Annotated in this window: 13 protein-coding genes; 10 read left to right on the top strand and 3 right to left on the bottom strand. The window is 63.0% G+C overall.

Annotation, left to right across the window (positions count from 1 at the left end):
• Positions 1-88: 88 nt before the first annotated feature.
• Positions 89-718, bottom strand: a complete 630-nt coding sequence (gene safA / locus ACFSKT_RS14340; protein ID WP_377721671.1) for a SafA/ExsA family spore coat assembly protein — start codon at positions 716-718, stop codon at positions 89-91.
• A gap of 264 nt (positions 719-982) precedes the next feature.
• On the opposite strand from safA, the gene ggt reads away from it, so the two are divergent.
• Positions 983-2,581 (top strand): gamma-glutamyltransferase, encoded by a 1,599-nt coding sequence (ggt, locus tag ACFSKT_RS14335; protein WP_377776321.1) that lies wholly within the window; start codon positions 983-985, stop codon positions 2,579-2,581.
• Between the two features lie 59 nt (positions 2,582-2,640).
• Here ggt and ACFSKT_RS14330 read toward each other — a convergent pair whose 3' ends face one another.
• Together ACFSKT_RS14330 and ACFSKT_RS14325 are read right to left on the bottom strand one after the other, a co-directional pair.
• Entirely contained in the window at positions 2,641-2,820 is a 180-nt protein-coding gene (locus ACFSKT_RS14330) for a hypothetical protein (protein WP_148932035.1), read from the bottom strand.
• Positions 2,817-3,977, bottom strand: coding sequence for a DUF4062 domain-containing protein (locus tag ACFSKT_RS14325; protein ID WP_377721669.1), 1,161 nt, complete (start codon positions 3,975-3,977; stop codon positions 2,817-2,819). The genes ACFSKT_RS14330 and ACFSKT_RS14325 overlap by 4 nt, the downstream gene beginning before the upstream one ends.
• Before the next feature lie 221 nt (positions 3,978-4,198).
• Here ACFSKT_RS14325 and ACFSKT_RS14320 point away from each other — a divergent pair, with 221 nt between their 5' ends.
• The 9 genes from ACFSKT_RS14320 (at position 4,199) to ACFSKT_RS14280 (ending at position 13,954) form a co-directional block, all read left to right on the top strand.
• On the top strand, positions 4,199-5,782 hold the full coding sequence (locus tag ACFSKT_RS14320) for a PucR family transcriptional regulator (RefSeq protein ID WP_377721668.1): 1,584 nt from the start codon (positions 4,199-4,201) through the stop codon (positions 5,780-5,782).
• Positions 5,783-6,062: 280 nt separating this feature from the next.
• The gene (locus ACFSKT_RS14315) at positions 6,063-6,554 is read left to right on the top strand and encodes a nucleoside deaminase (RefSeq protein ID WP_377721667.1); all 492 of its coding nucleotides are present in this window, start codon (positions 6,063-6,065) and stop codon (positions 6,552-6,554) included.
• Entirely contained in the window at positions 6,551-7,063 is a 513-nt protein-coding gene (uraD, locus tag ACFSKT_RS14310) for a 2-oxo-4-hydroxy-4-carboxy-5-ureidoimidazoline decarboxylase (RefSeq protein WP_377721666.1), read from the top strand. The genes ACFSKT_RS14315 and uraD overlap by 4 nt, the downstream gene beginning before the upstream one ends.
• Before the next feature lie 33 nt (positions 7,064-7,096).
• A complete protein-coding gene (uraH, locus tag ACFSKT_RS14305; RefSeq protein WP_377721665.1) occupies positions 7,097-7,465 on the top strand; it encodes a hydroxyisourate hydrolase in 369 nt (122 codons plus the stop codon).
• A gap of 15 nt (positions 7,466-7,480) precedes the next feature.
• Positions 7,481-8,860 (top strand): allantoinase, encoded by a 1,380-nt coding sequence (locus ACFSKT_RS14300; protein WP_377721664.1) that lies wholly within the window; start codon positions 7,481-7,483, stop codon positions 8,858-8,860.
• 27 nt (positions 8,861-8,887) lie between these two features.
• Complete coding sequence (locus ACFSKT_RS14295; RefSeq protein WP_377721663.1) at positions 8,888-10,132, top strand: Zn-dependent hydrolase; 1,245 nt, start codon at positions 8,888-8,890, stop codon at positions 10,130-10,132.
• A 38-nt stretch (positions 10,133-10,170) separates the two neighbouring features.
• Positions 10,171-11,415 (top strand): pyridoxal-phosphate-dependent aminotransferase family protein, encoded by a 1,245-nt coding sequence (locus ACFSKT_RS14290; protein ID WP_377721662.1) that lies wholly within the window; start codon positions 10,171-10,173, stop codon positions 11,413-11,415.
• 468 nt (positions 11,416-11,883) lie between these two features.
• Positions 11,884-12,966, top strand: coding sequence for an ABC transporter substrate-binding protein (locus tag ACFSKT_RS14285; RefSeq protein ID WP_377721661.1), 1,083 nt, complete (start codon positions 11,884-11,886; stop codon positions 12,964-12,966).
• A gap of 172 nt (positions 12,967-13,138) precedes the next feature.
• Complete coding sequence (locus ACFSKT_RS14280; protein WP_377721660.1) at positions 13,139-13,954, top strand: ABC transporter ATP-binding protein; 816 nt, start codon at positions 13,139-13,141, stop codon at positions 13,952-13,954.
• Positions 13,955-13,959 lie beyond the last annotated feature (5 nt).

Below are 13,959 nucleotides of genomic sequence, written 5' to 3'. Positions count from 1 at the left end.
ACTCCGTCCGAATATAAACGCAAAACGGTCAAACAGGCTGCGCCTGTCTGACCGTTTTTTTCTTGTTATTCGTGTAAATTTGAGGCGATTAAGGTTTGATGAACATTTGCGTCCAATACACGCGCATGCTGCCGCCGGTGCAATAACCGACGCCGATCTCCGTGAAGTTCGGGCTGAGAATGTTCGCTCTGTGCCCCGGGCTGTTCATCCAGGATGTCATAACCGCCTGCGCCGTCGCCTGGCCGGCCGCGATGTTCTCGCCCGCGTAGGAATAGCCAATCCGGAACGCCTTCATCATCTCGAACGGACTGCCGTACGTCGGAGAGTTGTGCGAGAAATACACCTTGTCGCGCATATCCTCCGACTTGATGCGGGCGACGCGGGAGAGCTGCCAGTTGAGCGACAGCGGGTTGAGACCGGCCTTCGCGCGCTCGGCATTGACGAGCTTGGCGACCTGGGCTTCAAACGATTTGGTCGCGGTGAGAAGCGGAATCGTCAGCCTTTGGCCTGGATAGATGAGCGCGGGATTGGCGATTTGCGGGTTGGCCTTGATGATCTCCGATAAGCCGATTTGATAGCGGACGGAGATATACCACATCGTATCGCCGGGCTTGACGGTATACGTGTCCGTATCCGCTGCGCTTACGATGCCGCTTGCTGCCGGTAACGCGGCAGCCGAGCCGAAGGCCAGCAGCGCCGCAAGGAGTAGTTTTTTCATGGGCAAGCTCCTCTACGTTGACTTGGTTCCACGCCCTAATATGTGCAATGGGAGGAGGACTTATCCGCCTTCTCCAGATGTTCGGCGGTCCGGCGATCCCGCGCCCGTGTGCATGGCGAACAAAATATAGAAATGGTGTTAGAATAACTGACAAAAACGCTTCGGAGCCGTTGCCGGTCCAAACCTCGGCGCACTACAATGAGAGCACTTATTCAGGCAAGCTTGCAGCGTGCGCCTTTGTCGCGATCCAAGGAGGGGACCAAGATGCAAAATATTATGCCGAAAGTGTATGGGGCCATGGTGGCGACGCCGCATTATTTGGCCAGCTCGGTCGGGGCGGCAGTGCTGCGGCAGGGCGGCAACGCCTTCGACGCGGCGGTGGCGATCAGCGCGGCGTTGGCGGTCGTCTATCCGCATATGACCGGACTCGGCGGCGACGCGTTCTTCCTGTCCTATCATGCGGATACGAAGCAGTTCGAGGGCTATAACGGCAGCGGCCGCTCCGCGAAGCTGGCGTCGGCGGATCGCTATACCTCGCGCGGGATGAGCGGCATTCCCCAACGGGGCGCGGAGAGCGCGATTACGGTGCCGGGCATGGTCGACGCCTGGTGGAGCGTATGGAGCCGGTACGGCAAGCTGCCGTGGGCGGAGCTCCTCGCCCCTGCCATCGCCTATGCCGAGAAGGGCTTCCCGGTGTCCCGGCATTTGCGGGGATGGATCGAGAAGGATGAAGGGCTCATCCGCGCGCATCCGCCGCTTGCCAAGCTGTACGTGACGGAGGACGGCGAGCTGATCGGAGAAGGGGAGCGCCTCGCGCAGCCGGAGCTTGCGGCGACGCTGAGACTCGTGCAGAGCGGCGGGCGCGACGCCTTCTACGCGAGCGACTTCACGGCGCGCATGGCCGAGGCGATCGAGCAGGACGGCGGCTTACTGCGGGAGACGGATTTTCGCGAGCACGCGGGCGAATGGGTGACGCCGCTCTCCGTATCCTATCGGGGCTACGAGCTGTACCAAATGCCGCCGAATTCGCAGGGCTTCTCGCTGCTGCTCATGATGAACATGCTGGAGAACACGGAGCTGGCGCGCATCCCGCGCGATTCCGCGGACTTCTATCATCTGGCGGCGGAGGCGGTGAAGAAGGCGTTCCGCGAGCGGGATGCGGTGCTGACCGATCCGGATTTCAACGCGATTCCGATGGGGCGGCTGTTGTCGAAGGACTTCGCGCGGGGGCTGTGGGACGAGATCGCCGAAGCTTGGCCCGCGCCGGCGCCGTTCCTCTCCAGCGCCATGGGGCAGGACACCGCTTACGCGGCGGTGGTGGACGAGGAGGGCAACGCGGTCTCGTTCATTCAGAGCCTCTATTTCGATTTCGGCGCGGCTTATGTGCCGGGCGATACCGGCGTTATTCTGCAGAACCGCGGTTCGTTCTTCAGTCTCGATCCGTCGTCGCCGAACGTGCTGGAGCCGCGCAAGCGCTCCTTCCACACGCTTATGCCGGCCATGGTCGCGCGCGGCGGCAAGCCTTGCCTGCTCTATGGCACGCAGGGCGGGGAAGGCCAGCCGCAGACGCAGTTGTCCGTCGTGACGGGCGTGCTCGATTACGGGTTAACGATCCAAGAGGCGATCGGGCTGCCGCGCTGGATTTACGGGCGCACCTGGGGCGAGGACAGCGATACGCTCAAGCTTGAGAGCCGGTGCGGCGAAGCGGCGGTCGAGCGGCTGCGGGCGATGGGCCATCAGGTTGAGGTGCTGGACGCGTGGGACGGGCGGACGGGACAGTCGCAGGGCATCGCGATCGGCGAGGACGGCGTCATCAGCGGCGCGGCCGACCCGCGCAGCGACGGCTCGGTAATCGGGTGGTAACACCAAAAAAACGGCTCGCATCCAACCGGATGCGAGCCGTTCGCCTTCTTTATGCTACCCTACCGCCTGGCCGCCAGCGCGAAACGTTCGCGCAGCAGCTCGCTCTCGCGCTTCCAGCGGGCACGGTCCTCTTGGATCGCCTGCGCGGCCTGCTTGGAGGGGGCGAACAATAACGCGTCTTTGGGCTGCGCGCCGACGGCAAGCGATACTTTGCCTTCCTTCAGGACGAATACGCTCATGACTGCAAGCCTCCTAAGACCATTTTGATGAATTCGATCAGGTATGGATTTTTATTGATTATACCATCGATTACACTGTCTTGGTAGAGCATGAAGCGCTCCGCGTTCCAGCCCGGGCCGGACGGGATATGGAGGGTGAGCACGTAGCGTCCGCTGCGGATGCAGCAGTAGAACATGCGCTTGGCGTCCGTGAAGTAGACTGCTTGCGCGCCGTCGCCCATATTATAGGTCAGCACGACGTAGGAGTCCTTGCGGCTCAGCGAATAAAAGGCCGGCCCCGCCTCGGAGCCGGAGCCGCCCGCGTACAGCAGGCGATTCTGCTCCTCCTCGTAGCGGTAAAGCGTGGCGGCGACGCACGCCTCGTACGTGCCGGCCGTCTCGGTCATGAAGCCGCCGTACCGGTGCTCGATCCGCCCGCCGTCCATTCGCCCCACGATATGGCGCAGGAAGAAGGTCCAATCCGCCAGCGGCGCCATCCGCAGCAGCGGCACGAGGTCCGTTACGGCCTGATAGGCCTCGTCCAGCAGCTCGACCCGCCGCTGATTGGCGAGGAAGGAGCTCTCCATCGGCAGCAGAATCGTCCCCCGCCGCAGCAAGTCGCTCAAATACGTGCGCCAGTCGATCGGCACGCCATGCCGCAAATCGTCCATAAACACGCCGCGCGTCATCATATCGTGCAGGAAAAACCACACGTAAGGGTCGATATGCTTCGGCAGATCGTCGTGACCGGCGAGCATCGCCAGCAGCTCCTCCGGCTCCGGGTAACGCCGCGCCTCCAGCTTCATATGCTCGCGGTAAGCGTCGATCCGCGGCTTCGCTTTGCCGAAAAAGAGCGCTTTCACTTCGATGTCCGCGAACACGAGCACCGTTTTCCCCTTGTCGCACGCTTTGATGAACTCCAGATGCGTCACGGTGCGCTTGGCGTCGGGATAGTATGTTCCGGCTTTGGCCGCAATAAATAATAAATAAATATCCGATTCCTCGACGGCCTCCAAGCACTTGACGACCGGATTGACGTGCATCGGCCACGGCCCGAGATTCTCCTCCCACATGAGCGGCTCGTGCCCGAGCCCTTGCAGCTCGCGGAACGTATGCTGGCGAAGCGGTCTAAGGCCGTCCTCATTGACGGAGCTAAGGAAGATTTTCGTTTTCGGCAAGCGCAGCACTCCCGTTTCCAAATGAAGGTAGATCCATTATAGCGCAAGGCGATTGGCTTGACAGTGAAACTAGAGGCTCAATTTGAGCGTTTGTGAACCTTTTCCAAAATAATGCGGGAAACTTGTGAGTTTTGTTAACATTTGGTCTTGAAGTTCAGCATCTCTTCGCATAATGTAAGGTTATATAACATGACAGCAAGTCATTTGCGGGGGTGCGTGCAATGTATATGACAGTGGAACAAGCGCTGACGGTCTATCCGTTGTCGGAGGCGAAGCTGATCGCGGGCGAGGCGGGCAAGCGAAGGATCGTGAAGTCGGTCAATGTCATGGATGCGCCGGACATTACGGATTGGATCAAGGAAGGCGAGATGCTGTTCACGACCGCTTACCTCATCAAAGACGAGCCGGAGGACGCCGAGCGGCTGCTGTATAAGCTGAACCAGTGCGGCTCCGCGGGACTCGGCATCAAGCTGGGGCGGTTCTGGACCGAAATTCCGGCCAATCTCATCCGCAAGGCGAACGAGCTCGGATTTCCGCTCATCCAGCTGCCGTACCAATTCACCTTCTCCGACCAAATGAGCGGGCTGTTCCGCGACGAGATGAAACGCAGCACCGGCGCCATGCAGGACGTTATGGGCAAGCAGGTACGGCTCATGCGCTACGCGCTGCAGGCCGAGCCGATCGGCAGCCTGTTCGATTCGGTGGCCGAGGTCATCGGCCATCCGATCGCCGTCGTCGGCTCGCGCGGCCAAATGATGCATAACGCCTCCGGCGTGCCCGACGAGCAGCTGCTCGCCAAACGACCATGGCCGGTTCACGCGCAGTGGATCAAGACGCCGGAGTGGCAGGCCTACCGGATTCCGCTCATGCGGCAGGAGACCTGTACCGGGTTCGCGCTGTTTTTCAGTCCGCAGCCGTTTCTCTCCACCATGGAGGAAGGACTCTATTCGCAGGCGGCGGAGCTGATCGCGCATCATACGAACTTGCGGCTGGAGGATTATTTTGCGATATCGGTGCAAAAGGATTTCGCGCAGCTCGTCAAGCGTTACCTGAAGCACGGCCTTCCGCTGGTTACGCTGCAAACCTACGCCGAACGGTGGGAGATCGATCTGCTGCGGCAGCCGTACCGGACGGTGCTGACCGATCTTCCGGCCGCGCCGATCCCTAAGCAGCGGACGGAGCAGATCGAAGGATTAAAGGCCGCCTTCCTCAGTCATGCGCGCATCCAGGAACTGCAGGGCATTCACGTCGCGCTCGAAGACGGGCTGCTCTCGATCGTGCCGGACGAGGACGGCGGCGCTGAGGAGCGGATTCGGTCGGCGTACGCGGCGTTCTTCGCCGGCTGGCAGCGGGGCAGCCGCGAGCCGCAGTCGATCGTGAGCAGCCGCAAACGCCAGGGGGAGCAGCTGTTAGAGGCGTTCGACGAATGCTGCCGCGCCCGGAAGCTGGCGCTGGATTGGGAGCTCGGCGGCGCGGTCATCGCCTACGAATCGCTCGATTTGGCGCTTGTCTTCGAGCAGGTGTCGGAGAAGCGGATGAAGACGTTCTGCGACCGCTGGCTTGGCCCGCTGCTGGAGAAGGAGCCGGATTACGCGCAGGAGATGCTGCGGACGCTTGAGACCTATCTGGAGTGCGACGGTCAGCTCGGCGAGACGGCCAAGCGGCTGTTCATCCACCGCAATACGGCGACGTACCGGATCGAGAAGCTGAGCGAGCTGCTGCAGGTTGATTTCAAGAAAATGAACGACCTGATGCGGCTGAAGCTCGCGTTCGTCTTCCGCAAGCGATTGGAACGGCAGCCGTAAGGGCGGGCTTTCGACTCGTCGAAGGCGCGGAATATGATCATCGAATCGGAGCGTCGAGACGCGCCGACAGCGATGCGCTTAACCGATGCAGCCTGAACCCCTCTTCCTCTTCCTGCCGGTCGCGGCACGATGCACAACCAGATCGGCTCCTTTCATCATCGTTCCCAAACAACATGTAAGCTTAATTGACCTCTCCGCCGTCTGAACCTATAGTTTGGATAACGAAGCGGCTGCCGGTACAATGGAGGGCGGCGCGCGATTTGGAGGAGGCGCGAGGGACGTGGACGAACGAGAGCGGGAGATGCACATCGGGCTGCTGCGCAGATGCGTGGACATCTCGAAGGCGGCCAGACGGAATGGGAATACGCCGTTCGGCGCGCTGCTTGCGGGACCGGACGGTCAAATTTTGCTGGAGCAGGGCAATATCGAAATAACGGAGTCGAACTGCACAGGGCACGCGGAGACGACGTTAATGGAAGCCGCCTCCAAGCGCTACACCAAAGAACAATTGTGGGACTGCACGCTGTATACGTCCGCCGAGCCCTGCGCGATGTGCGCGGGTTCGATTTACTGGGGCAACGTCGGGCGCGTCGTATACGCGATTTCGGAGAAAAGGCTGGCGCAGCTGACCGGGGACGACGAGCAAAATCCGACGCTCGATCTGCCGTGCCGCGAAGTGTTCGCGCGCGGACGCAAACCGGTCGTCGTGATCGGGCCTTTCCCGGAGGTCGAAGCGGAAGCGGTCGCCGCGCATGAGGGGTATTGGACATGAAGCTAAGCATTGAACAAGTAAACGGGCTGAGCGCGGAAGCATTCGTCGAGACGTTCGCCGCTATTTTCGAGCATTCGCCATGGGTGACGGAGCAGGCGGAGAGAGGACGGCCCTACCGCTCGGGCGCGGATCTGCACGAGGCGATGCTGCGGATCGTGCGGCAGGCGCCAGGCGACGCGGAGCTGCATTTTATACGGAAACATCCGGATTTGGCGACGCGCATGGCGATGGGCGAATATTCGGTCAAGGAGCAGCAGGGCGTGGGCCTCGATCGGCTCTCGCCGGAGGAGTACGAGCGTTTCAGGACGATGAATCGCCGGTATATGGAGAAGTTCGGCTTCCCGTTCATTTTCGCGGTGCGAGGGAAAACGAAGGCGGACATCGAAGCATCCATGACGGCGCGGATCGACAACACGGCGGAGCAAGAACGCGAGGAAGCGATGCGGCAGATCGGCCGGATCACGCGGCTGCGGCTGGAGGATCTGATCGCGTTCGGGGAGACGGAATAACGGCTAAGGCGTAATTATGGGGAGGCGCTGGGGATGAGCGGTCGGTTGACGACGCATGTGTTGGATATGTCGGTTGGCGGTCCCGCGGTCGGTTTTCGGATCGAGCTGTGGCGGCTTGGCGGCGCTGCCGGGCAGGAGGCTTCCGTGCGGCTGAAGGAGATCCGCACGAACGGCGACGGCCGTGCGGACGCGCCGCTGCTGCAGGGCGAGGAGCTGCAAGCCGGCCTGTACGAGCTGGTGTTCGCGGCGGGCGAGTACTTCACGGCGAGGCGGGGTGTAGCGGAGAGCGAGCTGTTCCTCGATGCGGTGCCGGTTCGCTTCCGCGTCGGCGATACAGGGGCGCATTATCATGTGCCGCTGCTCGTCGCCCCGGGCGGCTACAGCACCTATCGCGGAAGCTGATAAGGAGGGATTCGGATGGGAGAGCGCTTTGATCTGCTCATTCGCGGCGCGGAGGTCGTGACCGCGCAGGACGTGCGCAGACTGGATATCGGCATTCGAGACGGCCGGATCGCCGCCCTGGAAGCGGGATTGTCGGCGCTGGCCGCGGACCGCGTCCTCGAGGCGCGGGGCAAGCTCGCGCTGCCGGGCATGATCGATATGCATGTGCATTTCAACGAACCGAATTTCGGCCATTGGGAAGGCTTCCGGACCGGTTCCGCGGCGCTTGCCGCCGGAGGCATTACCGCCTACGCGGATATGCCGCTCAACGGCAACCCGCCGACCGTGACGGTCGAGGCGATGCAGCTCAAGCAGACGCTCGCGGCCGGCAGCTCGGCGGTCGATTATGCGATATGGGGCGGCCTCGTGCCGGGCAATGCGGAGGAGCTGGCGAATCTGCACGCGGAAGGCGTCATCGGCTTCAAGGCGTTCATGTCCAATCCGGGGGGCGAGGGCGAAGGGCGCTTCCGCGAGGTGGACGACGCGACGTTATATGAAGGGATGAAGCGGATCGCCGCTCTCGGGAGCATGGTCGCCCTGCACGCGGAGAGCGAAGCCATGACGAGCGCGCTGCACGCGCAAGCGGCGGCGGATGGTCGGCTGGACGCGCGGGCGTTCATCGAGGCGCGACCGGTCGCGGCGGAGCTGGCGGCGGTGTCGCAGGCGATCGCCATGGCCGAGGATACCGGCTGCAGCTTGCATTTCGTGCACATTAGCAGCGCGGACGCGGTCGAGCTGATCGAGCAGGCGAAGTGGCGCGGCCTCGACGTGACGGTCGAGACGTGCCCGCACTATTTGACGTTGACGGCGGATGACATGGAGCGGCTCGGTCCGGTGGCCAAGTGCGCGCCTCCTTTGCGGGATGCGCAGCAAATCGAGCGGCTGTGGAGCCATCTCGCCAAAGGCCATATCGATATCATCGCTTCGGATCATTCGCCGAGCCCTTGGTCGATGAAGAGCACGGAGGGCCGCACCTTCGCGGACGCGTGGGGCGGCATCGCCGGGGCGCAGAGCAGCCTGGAGCTGATGGTGGACGAGGCGCTTGCCCGCGGCATTCCGCTTGCGCGGATTGCGGCGGTCACGGCAACCGGGCCGGCCAAGCGGCTGGGATTGTACCCGCGCAAAGGCGACATCGCCGTCGGGTTCGACGCGGACATCGCGATCCTCGATCCTAAGGCGGGCTATACGCTGCGCGAGGAAGATCTGCTGCAGCTGCATAAGCACAGTCCCTATATCGGCAGGACATTCTCCTGCCGGGTCGACGCGACGCTCGTGCGCGGGGAGACGGTGTACGACAGGCGCGAAGGGGTGCGGCTGCCCGGATACGGCGAGCTGGTGCGCCCGATCCGCGCGTAAATTTGCGAAGGGAAGGGGAGATCGGCGTTGAAGCCACTCGAACATCGCGAAGCCTCCGCCGGTCTCTTGCCGTTGTTGGAGGAGCTGGCCGCTTTCGGCGCGGACCCGGAAGGGGGCGTAACCCGGCTGCTGTATACGAAGCCGTGGACGGAAGCGCAGCATTATCTAGCCGGGCGGATGCGGCAGGCAGGCTTGTCCGCCCGCTTCGACCGGGCGGGCAATCTATACGGGCGGCTGGAAGGGACGGATGCCGAAGCCGGGGTCATACTGACCGGTTCGCACGTCGATACGGTCGCGCGCGGCGGCAAATACGACGGCGCCTATGGGATTGCCGCGGGTATCGCGGCGCTGGCGTATCTGTCGCGGACGTTCGGGCCGCCGAAGCGGACGCTGGAGGTCGTCTCGTTCTGCGAAGAAGAGGGGAGCCGGTTCCCGGTGACATATTGGGGCTCCGGGCATGTGTGCGGTAAGCAGGATTGGGCGATCGCGAGCGCGGCGTCCGACCCGGATGGCATTACGCTGCGCGAAGCGATGGAGACGGCCGGCTTTGGCGCTCCGGAGCAGCCGGATTGCCGCCGGTCGGACCTGGCCGCCTACGTGGAGCTGCACATCGAGCAGGGCATCGTGCTGGAGCGGGGCTGCGAGCAGATCGGCATTGTGGAGACGATCGTCGGCCAGCGGAGATACGCGGTGACGCTCGCGGGCGAGAGCAATCATGCGGGGACGACGCCGATGGGGCTGCGCAAGGACGCGCTCGCCGGCGCGGCCGAGATGATCGCGGCGCTGGAGGCGATGGCGCTCGAGCAGGGCGATCCGCTCGTCGCGACGGTCGGGCGGCTGGACGCCGAGCCGAATACGCCGAACGTCGTCGCCGGCCGCGTCCGCTTCACGCTGGACATTCGGCTGGACCGCGAGGAGGCGCTTGCGCGCTTCTGCGCGCTTGCGCTCGCGCGGCTCGAGTCGATCGCCGCGCGGCGGGGACTGGCGTTCGAGGCGGTCAATTGGCTGGCGTCGTCGCCGGTGCCGATGGACGCTTCGCTCGCGGCGCTGCTCGAGCGCGCGAGCGAAGCGGCAGGCTTGTCCCATCGCCGGATGGTCAGCGGCGCGGGGCACGACGCCCAGCTCATGGCCGGCCTGTGTCCGTCGGCGATGCTGTTCGTCCCGAGCCGGGGCGGGATCAGCCACTCGCCCGACGAATATACGGCGCCGGCGCAATTGGAGGATGGCGTGCGCGTGTTGGCCGCCGCCTTGCATGAGCTGGCCTACCGCTGACCCGCATCCGAATCGACCATGAAAAGGAGCTTTTGACCATGAACGCATATCCAGAATTGTCGCCGTCGCCGCGCACGATCATGACGCCCGGACCCGTGGAGGTCGACCCCCGTGTGCTTCGGGCGATGTCGTATCCGATCTTGGGTCAGTTCGATCCGGAATTCACGGCGCTGATGAACAACACGATGGGGATGCTGCGGGAACTATTCCAGACGGGCAACCAATGGGCCTATCCGGTCGACGGCACGTCGCGTTCGGGCATTGAGGCGGTGCTGACCGGGCTCATCGAGCCGGGCGACCGCGTGCTCGTGCCGATCTACGGCCGCTTCGGGCATCTGCTCGTCGAGATCGCCGAGCGCTGCGGCGCCGAGGTGTCGATCATCGAGTGCGAGTGGGGCGAGGTGTTCGATCCGCAGGAGGTCATCGACGCCATCCATCGCGAGAAGCCGAAGCTGGTCGCCTTGGTGCATGGCGAGACATCGACCGGCCGGCTGCAGCCGCTGGCGGACATCGGCCGCGCCTGCCGAGAGGCGGACGTGCTGCTCGCGGTGGATGCGGTGGCGACGATCGGCGGCGTTCCCGTGGAGAGCGACGCTTGGTGCCTCGACGCGGTCATTGGGGGCACGCAGAAGTGTCTCTCCGTGCCGTCCGGCATGTCGCCGGTCACGTACAACGAGCGGGCCGAACGGAAGATACTCGCCCGCAAGCGGGTCGAGCGCGGCTTACGTACAGGCGCAGCGGACGAGAGCGCGGCGACTGGCTTCCGCATCCAGAGCAACTATCTGGACTTAAGCCAGCTGCAGGACTATTGGAGCTCTGCGCGGCTAAACCACCATACCGAGATGACCTCGATGCTGTACGGGCTGCACGAAGGGCTGCGCATCCTGCTGGCGGAGGGCTTGGAGGCGCGGTTCGCCCGCCATCGGCTGCACGAGGAGGCGCTCGTCGCGGGACTTACGGCGATGGAGCTGCCGCTGTATGGCAATCCGTCGTGCAAGCTGCCGGTCGTCACGTGCGTCACGATTCCGGACGGGATCGACGGCGAGTCGGTGCGCTCCATGCTGCTGCACCGGTTCGGCATCGAGATCGCGAGCTCCTTCGGCCCGCTGAAGGGCCAGATTTGGCGCATCGGCACGATGGGCTACAGCTGCAGCCGCAAAAACGTGCTGCACACGCTCGGCGCGTTCGAAGCGGTGCTGGCGCGTCACGGGCTGAAGCTGCCAGCCGGCGAAGCCGTGCAGGCGGCGCTCGACGTGTACGACCGGCACGGCGTGCCGGTGTGAGACGACGTGCTGGCCGAAGGTTGCGTCGCAACGGGAGCATGCCGTGAACATCGCGGGTATGAAGCGTTTCGGTAAGTCAGCGCGACTTGCCGGTGCGCTTTTTTTGTTGGACATCACTATTGCGGTATCTGGCGTGATGTCCGCATCCATATGCGTTTACGACTGCAATCTAGGCGTCCTCGCCTCTCACGCCCGCCATCCCCCGTATTTTGCCGCCAACCACGCGCTGTCCCGTGATTGTAGCGATCCCCGCAAGGCTTACTCGCCCAAACCTTAACAATCCCCCGTCTATCTCCAGGAAATGTTAAGTAATCTCCCTATTCTCAGTCCCTCATGTGCATATTAACCAATGGATTTCACTCTTTTTAGGTATATGCACCAAATGCATGTGAGATAAATTGACGTGAATCCGTGCCGCTCGCTATAGTGAAACCAACAACGAACAGCCATATATGCGGAGGGGATTCCATGTTGAACAGATGGACGTTTGGCAGCGGCAGCAAAAGCTTACATAAGCGGGGGTTCACGGCGACGGCGCTGGCGGCAATGCTCGTCATCGTGACGGGCTGCGGCGGCAGCAACGGCGGCAGCGCCGAGCCGGCCAATACGGGGGCGGGGAATAACGCGGCGGCAGCGACGGCAAACGCAGCGGAGGCGAAAGACCCGCTGGCGCTCAAGATTGTGCTCAACTGGTTCGCGAAGCACGAGCACGGCGGTCTGTACGCGGCGGAGGCGAAGAGCTACTACAAAGACGCCGGCCTCGACGTCACGATCGAGCCGGGCGGACCGGGCGTCTCGTCGATCCAGCTGGTCGCCTCGGGCAAAGCGGATTTCGGCATCGCGCACGCCGACCAAATCCTGCAAGCCCGCCAGGAAGGCATCCCGCTCGTGGCGCTGGCGACGACGTTCCAGATCAGCCCGCAGGCGATCATGTACCACAGCGATCAGCCAATCGACGGCTTCGACGATCTGCACGGCCGCTCGGTGTTCATCCAGCAAGGTCAGCCGTACTGGGAATTCCTGAAGCACAAATACGAATTGTCGGATGCCAAGGAGCTCGCCTACACCGGCCAGCACGCGAATTTCATCAACGATAAGACGTCCGCCAGCCAAAGCTTCATCTCCGGCGAGCCGTTCGCGCTGAAGGCGCAGGGCGTCGACGTGAAGACGATGCTCGTCGCGGATTCCGGCTACAAGCCGTACGCCGCCGTGATCTACACGACCGAGAAATTCCTCAAGGCGCATCCGGAAGAGGCGAAAGCGTTCATCGGCGCGACCGTGAAAGGCTGGAATTACTACAAGGACAACGTCGACGAAATTACGGCGAAGCTGCTCGAGGTCAACCCGAACATGAAGAAGGAAGAGCTCGAATTTGGCGAGGAAACGCAGCGCGAGTTTGTTTATGGTCACGAGGCTGCGGAGCACGGCGTCGGCTACATGACGGAAGCCCGCTGGACGGAGCTTATGCGGCAGCTGGTCGAGATCGGCCTGCTGAAGAAAGAGCTCGATGTTCAAACGGTGTTCACGACCGACTATTTGCCGGAGGCGTAATCGCGCCCGTATCGTATACAACCGGCGTACCGTAGGTCCGGGCACGGCTAAAGAACGACTCTTCCGGCGTATCCGGGGCGCGACAGACGACGCACGATAGTCGGCGAGAGACGTGCGCCAATTAACCCCGGCTGCCTGACCGCAGCCGGCTTTCAAGAAGGGGGAGCATGCGATGAACGGCCAGCATACGGCGGCGAACAAGCCGGCGGTTCCAGAACGGCAGGCGTCCGCGGGACGACAATTGGCTCGTATGAGCGGCTTGGGCAAAATTTACGGCAACGGCACGGTGGCGCTGCAGGACGTGAATCTAACGATCAACGAAGGGGAGTTCATCAGCTTCGTCGGTCCGTCGGGCTGCGGCAAGTCGACGATCTTCAAGCTGATCGCCGGCCTCGAGGAGCGGACGTCGGGCAGCCTGGAGATCTTGGGCACGACGCCGAAGGAGGCGCTCAAGCAGAGCGAGATCGCCTTCGTCTTCCAGGATCATACGCTGCTCCCGTGGCTGAGCGTGATCGACAACGTGCTGCTGCCGCTCGAGCTGCGCGGCCTACCAAAGACGCAGCGGGTGCAGGAGGCGGAGCGGGCGCTCGCGCTCGTCGGGCTGCTGGAGCACCGCAAGTCGCTCCCGAGGCATCTGTCCGGCGGGATGAAAATGCGCGTGTCGATCGCCCGGGCGCTCGCCGCAAGGCCGAAGCTGCTGCTCATGGACGAACCGTTCGGCGCGCTCGACGAAATTACGCGGCAGACGCTGCAGGATGAGCTGCTGAACATCTGGCAGCAGGATCCGACCATGACCGTATTGTTCGTCACGCACAACACGTTCGAAGCGGTCTACCTGTCGACCGGCATCGTCGTCATGACGCCGCGTCCGGGCAAAGTATCCGCGGTCGTCGACGTGACCGCGCCGTTCCCGCGTGATGAATCGTTCCGGACGTCGGCCGATTTCAGCGCATGGGTGCGCGAAGTATCCGAGCACATGCAGCATTAACCGCG

The organism is Paenibacillus xanthanilyticus, from assembly GCF_042682185.1.
Taxonomy (GTDB): domain Bacteria; phylum Bacillota; class Bacilli; order Paenibacillales; family Paenibacillaceae; genus Paenibacillus_Z; species Paenibacillus_Z xanthanilyticus.
This window is presented reverse-complemented; position numbering and strand designations above follow the sequence as displayed.